At 66.2% G+C, this 6,125-nt stretch carries 7 protein-coding genes and 1 pseudogene; 5 read left to right on the forward strand and 3 right to left on the reverse strand.

The features are described 5' to 3' along the window. Positions 1–746 precede the first annotated feature (746 nt). Together OTB19_RS41130 and OTB19_RS41135 are read left to right on the forward strand one after the other, a co-directional pair. Positions 747–1,472, forward strand: a complete 726-nt coding sequence (locus OTB19_RS41130) for a hypothetical protein (RefSeq protein ID WP_267803980.1) — start codon at positions 747–749, stop codon at positions 1,470–1,472. 382 nt (positions 1,473–1,854) lie between these two features. Next, on the forward strand, positions 1,855–3,231 hold the full coding sequence (locus OTB19_RS41135) for a DUF3987 domain-containing protein (protein WP_267803981.1): 1,377 nt from the start codon (positions 1,855–1,857) through the stop codon (positions 3,229–3,231). A 118-nt stretch (positions 3,232–3,349) separates the two neighbouring features. On the opposite strand, the gene OTB19_RS41140 is transcribed toward OTB19_RS41135, so the two are convergent. From OTB19_RS41140 to OTB19_RS41150, 3 genes are all read right to left on the reverse strand, one after another. Continuing rightward, a complete protein-coding gene (locus tag OTB19_RS41140; protein WP_267803982.1) occupies positions 3,350–3,781 on the reverse strand; it encodes a hypothetical protein in 432 nt (143 codons plus the stop codon). 73 nt (positions 3,782–3,854) lie between these two features. Continuing rightward, the gene (locus OTB19_RS41145; protein ID WP_267803983.1) at positions 3,855–4,286 is read right to left on the reverse strand and encodes a hypothetical protein; all 432 of its coding nucleotides are present in this window, start codon (positions 4,284–4,286) and stop codon (positions 3,855–3,857) included. A 164-nt stretch (positions 4,287–4,450) separates the two neighbouring features. Then, positions 4,451–4,672: a hypothetical protein gene (locus OTB19_RS41150; RefSeq protein WP_267803984.1), complete on the reverse strand. Its 222-nt coding sequence runs from the start codon at positions 4,670–4,672 to the stop codon at positions 4,451–4,453. A 388-nt stretch (positions 4,673–5,060) separates the two neighbouring features. Here OTB19_RS41150 and OTB19_RS41155 point away from each other — a divergent pair, with 388 nt between their 5' ends. The 3 genes and pseudogenes from OTB19_RS41155 to OTB19_RS41165 form a co-directional block, all read left to right on the forward strand. Then, complete coding sequence (locus OTB19_RS41155) at positions 5,061–5,315, forward strand: hypothetical protein (protein ID WP_267803985.1); 255 nt, start codon at positions 5,061–5,063, stop codon at positions 5,313–5,315. Next, positions 5,287–5,802, forward strand: a complete 516-nt coding sequence (locus tag OTB19_RS41160) for a DUF6879 family protein (RefSeq protein WP_267803986.1) — start codon at positions 5,287–5,289, stop codon at positions 5,800–5,802. Before OTB19_RS41155 ends, OTB19_RS41160 begins: the two co-directional genes overlap by 29 nt. A 14-nt stretch (positions 5,803–5,816) precedes the next feature. Next, positions 5,817–5,996, forward strand: a pseudogene (locus tag OTB19_RS41165) (helix-turn-helix domain-containing protein); the annotation flags it as partial. Between the last annotated feature and the right edge of the window lie 129 nt (positions 5,997–6,125).

Here is a 6,125-nt window from a genome sequence, read left to right on the forward strand (position 1 = left end):
GGATCCGCTCCTACATCTCCACCGTCCGCAAACACGGCATCAACCCCCTCACCGCCCTACGCGACCTCTTCGCCGGACGGCCATGGATGCTGCCCACAACCAGCGGAAACCCCTAAACAGTTACCCCAGTGGGACGACGCCACGGCTGGGATCGTGGCAACGGTCGTCGTCCATTGGTCCGCGATTCTCGCCGGAACTGCATCGAGTACGCAGCTCATGGAATACCGGCACCTGACGAAGGCTCTGGGACTCACCCCGGAGGGAATGCGGGCGCTGGGGTGGGTGATCGGCGATGAGTAAGAAGCTCGCCCGTCGCAGGGCTCAGCATGTGTCGGAGTCAGGCGGCAGCCGCGACCAGGGCGACGGGGCAAAACACCGGCTGAACTGGTGTCTTCACGTCGCGTGGCTGGCCACAGGCGGGGCGGCGGAGCCGTGGGGCGACGGTCGGCGCCACGACACGGAAACATGCTTCGAATGCACGGAACCGAATGAGAATGACCCCGATATTGATTGACAAACAAACGACGGAAGGAACGCACCCCCGGTGGGTCCTATTCCAAATAACGAAGGCATTACCCCCGTATTCATGGAATTAGAGTTATGTTTTCGTTACCTGTTAGTTACTGTCCTGAGATACGGAATCGGCAATGTTGATCACGTCGCACCGAGGAGTGCGGCAGCCGTAAGAGCGATGCTCCGGCCGGTTGACTTCGTGCCTTACAGATCCCGAATCAAAGGATGCCGACGTGCGTAAGACTGTGCTCGTTCCCGTTCTCAAGACGCTTTGTGACGCCCACCTCGCGAAGGATGGGAGCGAGCAAGAGGCCACGGACACGCTGACTCTGGGAGTCCGTGAGTGGGACCTGTGCGGGTCTCACGCCGAGACCTTCGGTCTGTACCTCGTGGATGCCCTGGGGGCGCCTGAGGGTGCTGGTGTCGAACCTGAGCCCGTGGGTGAGCCGTCGCCCGTTGTGGCGGAGTGTGAAGCCGAGGACGGGGGCGAGGATGCGAACGAGTCTGTCCCCGTGCGGTCCGTGATGGTGGCTGGTGAGGTCCCGGGCTATGACTGGGAGACCGCGCGGGAAGCGGTGCGGAACCTGGGCTACGAGGTCGTTGGCCGCGCCGATGACAGCACGGTCCTGCTCATCCTGGGAGAGGGCGGGGAGCGCAACGGGTCGAAGCTGCGAGACGCGTCCGAGCGTGCCATCCCCTGCATGGATGTCCGGGCTCCGGACCGCTTCAAGGAAGCTGTCTGCGCTGGGGAGTTGGTCGGTGGTGACCCGCTTCCTGAGCCTGCCAAGGTGGACCGTTCCGAGATGAGCACTCGGGAGCGCAACCGCGTGATCCGGGTCTGGGCAAGGCAGAACGGTTGGCCGAACCTCCCCGTCCAGGGTCGTGTCCCGATGAACGTACGCCACGCCTTTGAACTGGCCCACCGGGAGCCCGTCCAGGGAAAAGCGGCAGCGGCCTGAGTGCCGCGCCCACGGTGACGGCCGCTGACTGCGGCCCCCGTGACCTGAGCTTGTGGAAGAGCGCCAAGGCGTACGGGGCCGAGTCGAAGCCATCCAAGGGCGACTGCACGCCCGGTTCCTGGGTCACCTGGACCACACCCACGGGCAGGCAGCGTACGGGGATCGTGAGCAACGATCCCACCACGCTGGCCACCATGAGGCGACACGTCCCGATGGACAAGGTGACCCGCTGTACCGCCGTGATCATTCCGGCGGACGGGGGCGACGTGCTTCCCCTTCTGCGTAAGACCACCAGGGAACCCAACGCCCAGACCAAAGACGGGGGCCGCTGGCGGTCCGTCGCCCCTCTCAACCGAACCAACTCTCAGGAAGCGACAGCAGCATGAGCACCCCCGTTCTGTACGGTCCGATCGGCCAAGCCGTCCGCAAGATCGCCCCCTTTCTCGAAGCTGACGCGCTCGGGGTATACGTGGCGGCCCTGTCGATGTGGTCGGCCGCCATCGGTGGAACCGTCAAGGTCTCCTCCCGGGGCAGCGTCCGCCCCGTTCTGCTGTGGTCCGCTCTGGTGGCCGGGACCGGGCGGGGGAAGGGGACCGCGCTCCGGGCAGCGCTTCACGTCCTGGACCCCTCCTTGGGCCGGTTCCTCGCCACGCACACCACCTCCGGGATCACCTCCGGCGCGAGTCTGGTCAACCACCTGTGGGAGCAGCAGGAAGCGACCACGGAAACCGAACGGGGTCGGGACGTCCGGGCCCTGGTGGTGGAAGAGGAATGGACGGAGGTCCTGAAGCGAGTCAAGCGTGACCCGTCCTTCACCACCAAGCTCCGCGCTGCCTGGGACGGGGCAACTCTGCGCAACACCACCAAGGAAGAGGCCCAGGAAATCCGCGATCCCGCCATGGTTCTTCACTCCCACATCACTCCGTCCGACTGGGCCAAGTACGTAGGCGAATCGGAAGCAGCCGGAGGCTCGTACAACCGCATCCTGCCCTTCCTGCTGGGGGCGGTTCCGATGCTGGACGACGACCGCGTGAGCCTGCCCAAGGTGGACGGGCGGGAACTGTCCGACGCTTACGGATGGGCCACCGCCCGACCCCGCGTGATCACCCTCTCCGAGGACGCCCGGCCCCTGTGGCGGATCGTAAGGCGCTACGCCCGCATCCTCGGGGAGACGCTCCCCGAAGGGCAGGCGGTGTTCATCGAACGGACCGCAGAGCAGACGCTCAGGGTCGCGGCGTGCCTCGCCGCGTCCGAGTGCTCCGAGACCGTCACGGAAGAGATCCTGTCGGCCGCCTTCGCCCTGGTACGCCGTTCCGTCCAGGACGCGGTACGGATCACCAAGGGGGCCGACGCTCCGAGGGCGAAGCGGCAGCCGCTCGGCCTTGCAGACAAGGTGCGGGCTCGAATCGAGATGAACGGCGGACGGGCCACTTCCTCCCAGGTCCTCCCTTACGTGGGGGCGACCGCCGAAGAGGTCAAGGCACTGCCCGGAATCGTCGTCACCGTGGAACGGTCGGGGAAGACTGGTCGGCCGGCCACCGTTTTCACGCTCCGCGGTGACACTCCCGTTCACACAGAGCAGCCGCACCAGGCTCCAACCCCTCAGCCGGCCAGCGCGGAGCGTGACGAGCCGAAGAGCGCCACGGTCGTCCAGATGGACGCTTACCGCCCGACCCCGAAGCCCGTTCCAGGGGACGTGCCGGTGCAGCGGCCTGCCGCTCCGGTTTCCGGTTCCAACCCGTTCCGCGCGCTGCTCTGAACCATCAACCAAACCAATGAAGCCCCGACCAACCGGCCGGGGCTTCTTTCGTTGCTTCGACTATGCGGGTGGGCAGGGCAGTTCGGGAATGGTCCGTTCGGGGAGCAAGGCCACCGAGCTACGCTCGGTAGAGCGAAGGGCGCTCGGCTACCTGGTCAGGGCTGAGGCCGTCCACGGTCAGGTTGCCGGTCCACAGGTGATCTCGGCTGGCGTAGGTGGTTTCGAAGCTGACGCGCTTCCCGCCGGGCTCCAACTTCCAGCCCTGGTCTTGGAACTGGGCGATGCGGTCGCTGCCGCAGACGAACGAGCGGGTTGCCTGGATCAGAATCCACTGTGCAAGTTCGGCGTCCTTGGCGGCGGGCCTGCCGCAAGTGCGGGCCATCTGCCAGAGCCGGGGCCATTCGACGCCTGGGCTCAGGGGGCCGATGATGGCCACCTCTCCGATCCGCCGGTCGTCAAGGTGGTGGGTGGCGTAGCCGAAGACCGCACCGAACATCGCGAACACCGTGACCCGACTTCGTCCGGTCAGGCCCTCGTCATTGCTGCTCATCTTTGGAACCCTTGGCTGTGGCCGTCCGGGCGCCTTAGCCACGCCCGGACGGCTTCCGTTCAGTGAGAGTGGATCAGCAGCCGTCGCCGTCACCGCAGCACGCGGGCGGGTTGCACTCCTTCGCCGCGCCCCACAGCCGGTCATCGACGTGGAACCCGGCGGCCCTGACCCGGTCCACCACGGAACCGATCAGCGGCCGGGTCCGGACAGTGGCCTTGGGCTCGTGTCCGAGGAAGAACCCGAACTGTTCCTCGCACCAGGCGGCGTACGCCTGCGTGTGGAGCACGAACGAGTGCCAGCCGGGGTCTACGGCGTCAGACGGGGTCATGTCGAACGCGCGGGTGTCACCCATGACCTTGAGGAAGGCAAGGGCCTGGTCCACGATCCGGCGTGCGGTGGACAGCTCGTGCCCGTACTCCTCCGCGCAGAACTCCGACACCTTCTCGAACAGCTCGGGACTGACGAGGTCCCGCCCGTGCCGTAAGGCGACGGGAGATTCCAGCATGGTTGTCACAGTGAGATTCCCTCTCTCTCGACGGTTGGGGACTGGTTACGCGGCGGGCGGGGGCGGGAACTGCTCGCCGCCGTCCTTCTCTCCGGGGTCGGTCATCTCTGCACCTCCTCTCAGTACGTGTCTTGGCCGAGAGCCCGCCCCCGCAAGGGCGGGAGTCAGAGGGGAGTTGCGGGCAGGCGAAGAGCTTCGGCGATCTGCTCAACGACATCGGCCGGGAGCTTGCCGAAGTCCACGTAGGCCCCTCCGTTGTGGGTCACCGTCGGCCGAAGGCTGTTCCACACGGCCTCAGAAACGCCGAGGGCGGCCAGAGCCGCGCGTATGGACTCCGAAGCGTTGTCGGCCCGGCTCCAGGAGTCCCGCCACGTCTGCATTTCCATCAGTGGCCCGTCCCGTGCATCCGCAGCAGGATGTTGCAGTCAACGATCGTGCTGTTGTCCCGCTCCATCGCAGCGGCCTTCCGGAGCTGGCCCAGCCGCGCGCACTCGGGGCAACCTGCCACCGGCCGGGGTGCGGGACGTTCCTTCCGCGTAGGCAGCGTCACCGGCTCTTCCTGCCACCGCGTGGGTTCCGTCTTCACCACGTCGTGCCCTCCCGATCGCTTCCGAGGTCGATGCAAGGACCCTAGGAAGTGAGCAGTCGCGGGCTCCACAAACTTGCATGGGCTTGCACGGCAATTTGCTTGGCTGGTAGCACTATTGACGCTGTCTCTGCTGCTCAGCCAAGCTCATGCAAGCCCGAGCAAGCACCTAGACCAGGGAGCCAGCCATGGCCGTAGAGTTCGTCGGTATCGACCCCAACACTGACCGGGACCACTGCCCCACTGTGTGGGCGGACGCGGAAGCTCAGGAGATCTTGTTGCAGGGATGGAAGCCGAGCGCCAAGACTCAGGCGGAGTGCGAGGGGAGCAGCCCCGCGAACGGTCCGGTACCCGACAGCGAAGCCATCGTCAGGATTCCGGCCCGGATGATTCCGATGATCAGGGAGGCATGTGATGCCGTCGAGCGTGCCCAGCTTCGCTGAGCTGCTTGGACAGTGCGAGCGCTCCGCCGTCCACTTGGAGCTGCGCGACTCCTACGCCCCGACGGACCGGTTCGAGGCGTGGAAGCGGGGTGAGCGGATCAATTGGGAAGACCGCGAATCCTGGTGGCACTCCTATGACCAGCTGATCACGGATACCGTGGCCCGGGGCGTGGCGATCCGCCGGGCCCGGGTGGTCTCCGAGCCCGTATCGGAATACATCCGCTGGGAGCACTACGTCACCCACGCCAACGTCACTGCTGGCGAGGAGGTCCGGTGGCTGCCACGGCGACGGGCCACGAGCGTCCCCCTGCCAGGGAATGACTTCTGGCTGTTCGATGGTGCGCTTCTCCGAGTGCACCACTTCTCGGGTGACGGCGTGGTGGTGGAGGACGAGATCACGGCCGACCCGGAAGCCGTGAAGCTGTGCTCCCACGCCTTCGAGGCGGTCTGGGAGCGAGCGATCCCGCACCACCTGTACGAGATCTGACGAAGGCCGGCTCCATGCCCCCACACCCCTCTTCCAGCGTGCAGACGGCCCGCGAAGGCCTCGCAGGGCGTCTGCGCGAGATCCGGAAGGATGCGGGGATCAGCGGGCGGGAGCTGGCTGTCAGGTGCGGCTGGTCCGAGTCGAAGTCGTCCAGAATCGAGAACGCTAAGACCCCTCCATCCGACGCGGACATCAACCTCGATCCACCGCGTGATCTCTGGTCACGCGGTGTGATTGTTTTCGGGGCGGGTTTCCGGTTTTGGGCAGGGTGGGTTTCCGGCTGGCCGCTGCCGGTGGCGGGTTCTCCAAGGTCTTCCAGGTCG

This window comes from Streptomyces sp. H27-H5 (assembly GCF_026627505.1).
Taxonomy (GTDB): Bacteria; Actinomycetota; Actinomycetes; order Streptomycetales; family Streptomycetaceae; genus Streptomyces.